The organism is Aminobacter sp. P4_H6_2, from assembly GCF_056400805.1.
Genome location: NZ_JBFUKO010000499.1, coordinates 1 through 4,107, shown reverse-complemented (window position 1 = coordinate 4,107; position 4,107 = coordinate 1). Strand labels below are relative to the sequence as shown.

The following is a 4,107-nucleotide window of genomic DNA, read 5'->3' as shown; positions in this document are numbered from 1 at the left end:
CGGCGGCATGGGCTGAACGGCCGGTAAAATGGAAATCGATCATTGTGACAGCAAGCGACATCGACGGAATAACGCCGTTGAAGGACATCGGGTGCCAGCAGAGTGCAATATCGACGTCTGCAAACATGCCGTCACGGACCAGGAAAGTCTTAGCGGCGCCACCTTCTTCCGCCGGGCAACCATAATATCGCACGCGCCCAGGAATGTTGTTTGCATCCAGAAAATCCTTGACCGCGGTCGCTGCCAAAAGGGCGCCGGCACCTAGAAGGTTGTGGCCGCAGCCGTGACCGTTCCCCCCTTCGTCCTCGGGTTCAGGATAATCGATACCAGCTCTCTGGCTCAGCCCTGGAAGAGCATCGAATTCCCCAAGGATCGCGATAACCGGACCATCTGCACCGGCCTCGCCCATTAGGGCTGTTTTGATATTGCCGAGCGACGCGACGACGCGGAACCCTTGCGTCTCGAGCATCTCGCGATGGGCCGCAGAAGACAGATGTTCCTCAAAAAGCAGTTCCGGTGTAGCCCAGACCCGGTCACTCAGGTCCTCGAATTCCGAGCGCTTCGCTTCAACCAGTTCCCATACCGACTGACTATTTTTCAAATCACGCCTCCTCGAGCGTAATCGTCTTCATTTGGGCGAGCGTGCGCGAGGGTAGGAAATCCTCACCGCAGCTCCGCGCGCGAAATCAGTTTGAGTTTGCCGACCCGAAGGCCCCTTACTTGGCTTGCAGGAGCTTTATGTAGCGTTTGAGGTGACGGTGCATCGCATCCTTGGCGCCCACCGAATCCTTGGCCTTGATGGCTTGAAAGATGCGCTCGTGATCCAGAATCTGGATTTCCGCATGCTGCTCAATGTCTACTTTGTCTTCCATCGCCCCAATGATGGGAGTGCGAAGGCGCTTCCAAAGGTGATGTACTATGGAAGCAGTTAGTAAGTTTCCCGATGCAGCAGCAATGGCGAAGTGAAATCGTCCGTCCGCATCGTTGGCAATATTGGACCGTCGCATCGTGTGCTCTTCGAAATCCTTCCAAGAGGTTTCAATGGCGACGCGCATGGCTTCAAGGTCACTGTCGCTGGCGTGTTCAGCTGCTGCCGCCGCAGTTTCACCCTCGATGAGCAGTCTGGTCTGCATGATCTCGGCAGGCATATGACCAGGGCTGAACAGGTGGTCAAGCTCAGTCGCGGCATCAGGCTGCCGACAGACATAGCTGCCCGACCCACCCCGGATCTCAATCAGGCCCTTGATTTCAAGCGCTATCAATGCCTCACGTATGGTTGGCCGTGAGACCTGGAGCGTCTCCGCCAGCATTCGTTCCGTTGGCAAACGATCTGATGCTGAGAACTCACCCGCGCTGATGCGGCGCGCAAGGTCCACGGCAACTTTCTGATACAGGCGGCTGTTAGTCTGGATGCTGGTCATACGTCTCAGTATTTCATTAAACGACTGATTTCAAAGCCGTCGTTCGGTCTTTGCATCGAAAACGGAGCTGTTCTGCATATCAAGATAGAGCTTCTGAGTGGAACCTATGTTCGGTGTCCGGTTGGACCGGAAGCGCCCCACCAGGGCTTGATCCTCGAGTTTGAACCATGCCAGCACATCACCACCAGTCAGTTCGGTGCGCGTGACATCAAGATCAACTTCAAGGTAATGCGCTCCCTCTACACGTTCCTTTGATCTGTATACATTTTCAGGTCGAATTCCCAAGATGATCGGTTGCGCCTCCACAGGACGTTCGGCGTCAAAAGCGTAACCGGCCAGAGATATCAGGCTGCTTCCAATCCGGATGTGGGGAAGAGTATTGATCTGAGTGAAAACGCCTTCCAGAAAGTTCATTTTCGTTAGCCCTACAAAGGCGGCAACGAACATGTTCTGCGGACGGTGATAGACGTCATAAGGCGTGCCGAACTGTTGTACGCGCCCATGGTCGAGAACGGCGACTTTTGTCGCCATCGACATGGCTTCGATCTGGTCATGGGTGACCAGCACGAAAGTCGCGCCAAGTTCCTTGTGCAGGTCCCTCAATTCCTCGCGCATCTGGTTGCGCAGCTTGGCATCCAGGTTAGACATCGGCTCATCAAGCAAGAAGATGTCGGGGTTGCGTACAAGTGCCCGGCCGATAGCAACACGCTGGCGCTGACCGCCCGAAAGTTGCCAGGGTCGACGCTTCAAAAGATCGGAGATCCTGAGCAGGTTGGCGACCTTGGCAACCTGCTTCCGCCTCTCTTCCTTTTTGACGCCCGCGCATTCGAGGCCAAAACTGATGTTCCGCTCTACCGTCATCGTCGGGTAGAGCGCATAGGATTGAAAAACCATCGCCACGTTGCGCGCGCTGGGATCGACCTTGGTGACGTCCCGATCCTTGATCAGGATGCGGCCGCTCGTCGTATCCTCGAGCCCGGCGATGCAGTTCAAAAGCGTGGACTTGCCACACCCGCTGGCCCCCAGGAGAACAAGGAAATCGCCGTTTTCGATTGTGATGTTGATGTCCTTGAGGACTTCAACCATTCCGTAGGTCTTGCTGATATTGGTAAGTTCTAGTGACACATTATTATCCCTTGACCGCGCCTTGTGTCAGCCCGCGCACGAAAAACTTTCCAGCGACCAGAAACAGCAGCAAAGTTGGCAATGCAGAAATCATCACCGCAGCGATGTTCACATTGTATTCTTTGACCCCATACGAGGAGCCCACGATGTTCTGGACGGCAGCCATGATCGGCTTCTTGCCGGTTTCGCCAAACGTCAGTGCAAACAGGAAGTCGTTGTAGACCCCGGAGAAAACCAGGATGACCGCCACCACGACAATCGAGGGCGAAAGGGGCAAGATGATATGGAAGAAGATCTTGAAGAACCCCGCGCCATCCATTATCGCCGCCTTCACCAGTTCGTTGGGCAAGGTGACGTAATAGTTGCGAAATAACATAGTTGTCAGCGGAATGCCGTAGATTGTATGGATCAGGATCAAACCAAGCGTGGTTCCGAAGATATTGAGCTCACGCAGTGTGATCGCCAAAGGAACCAGAAACAGCTGTAGTGGAATGAAGCTGCCGATTAGCAACAGACCAAACAGGATGTCTGCGCTCCGGCTCCGCCACTTGGCCATCACGTAGCCATTAAGTGCGCCAAACAACACTGCCAGGATCACCGCCGGGATCGCGATTTCGAATGTAGCGATAAAATAGGGGCGAATCCCCTCGCAACTCATGCCTGTGCAAGCACCGGACCAGGCCTTGATCCAAGGCTCGATCGACCAGACCTGCGGCAGTGCAATGATTGAGGAGTTACGCACTTCATCGAGCGGTTTGAACGATGCGACAACCATGACGTAGACCGGTGCCAGGAAGTAGAGTGCAAACAGAAAGAGTGCAGCGTAATAAAAGGCAGAGCGGATTGTGTATCGGAATTTCATGCCTCTTTGCTCCGCAATTCGTAAATGAGATAGGGCAGGATAATCGCGATCATGGTCGCCACCATCACGACGGCACCGGCAGCACCTCGACCAATCTCGCCGCGCTGAAAGAAGTATTCAAAGACATAGCGCGCTGGAACGTCGGAGGCGAAACCAGGCCCACCATTGGTCAGCGCCACCACTACGTCGAAACTGCGCACCACCTGGAACCCTAAGAGCATCACAGCTGTCAGCAACGTGGCCCGAAGCTGCGGAAAGATAATGCTGACATAGACGCGCCAAACCGGAATATTGTCGATTTTGGCGGCCTTCCACAGTTCCACATCCGTCGATTTTATGCCGGACAGAAACAGGATCATAATCAGTCCTGTTCCGTGCCAGATGGCAGCAAACGCCACAGCATAAATGGCGCGGTCGGGTGAAACCAACCAGTCAAACTTGAAGTTTTCGAACCCGGCGTCGCGCACAATCTGCTGAATGCCACTGGTCGGATTGAGCAACCATTGCCACGACAAGCCTGTGACCACCAGCGAGAGTGACATCGGGTAAAGATAGACAGTCCTGAAAAGGGTTTCGCCTTTCGTCAGCCGGTCTAGCAGGACAGCCAGGATGGCTCCCCCTGCTATGCAGCCGAACAGATACAGGCCACCGAAGATGAACATGTTTCTGTAGGCAACCCACCACCGGTGGTCGGCAAAC

5 protein-coding genes are annotated in these 4,107 nt (G+C 54.6%); all 5 read right to left on the bottom strand.

Annotated features, from left to right (window positions below; translation table 11 throughout):
- Positions 1-601, bottom strand: a 601-nt coding sequence (locus tag AC1DUU_RS25205) for a M20/M25/M40 family metallo-hydrolase (RefSeq protein WP_476786106.1), incomplete at its 3' end; no start/stop codon positions are given.
- A gap of 115 nt (positions 602-716) precedes the next feature.
- The gene (locus AC1DUU_RS25200) at positions 717-1,421 is read right to left on the bottom strand and encodes a FadR/GntR family transcriptional regulator (RefSeq protein WP_476786105.1); all 705 of its coding nucleotides are present in this window, start codon (positions 1,419-1,421) and stop codon (positions 717-719) included.
- Between the two features lie 30 nt (positions 1,422-1,451).
- A complete protein-coding gene (locus tag AC1DUU_RS25195) occupies positions 1,452-2,546 on the bottom strand; it encodes an ABC transporter ATP-binding protein (protein ID WP_476786104.1) in 1,095 nt (364 codons plus the stop codon).
- A 4-nt stretch (positions 2,547-2,550) separates the two neighbouring features.
- Positions 2,551-3,408 (bottom strand): carbohydrate ABC transporter permease, encoded by an 858-nt coding sequence (locus tag AC1DUU_RS25190; RefSeq protein WP_476786103.1) that lies wholly within the window; start codon positions 3,406-3,408, stop codon positions 2,551-2,553.
- Positions 3,405-4,107 (bottom strand): carbohydrate ABC transporter permease (locus tag AC1DUU_RS25185; protein WP_476786102.1); only part of this gene is annotated, 703 nt, incomplete at its 5' end. The genes AC1DUU_RS25190 and AC1DUU_RS25185, both read right to left, overlap by 4 nt.

What these genes read in the sequence shown, in the direction of transcription:
- AC1DUU_RS25190 (WP_476786103.1), bottom strand. Translation starts at nt 3,408, where the DNA reads ATGAAATTCCGATACACAATCCGCTCTGCCTTTTATTACGCTGCACTC.
- AC1DUU_RS25200 (WP_476786105.1), bottom strand. Translation starts at nt 1,421, where the DNA reads ATGACCAGCATCCAGACTAACAGCCGCCTGTATCAGAAAGTTGCCGTG.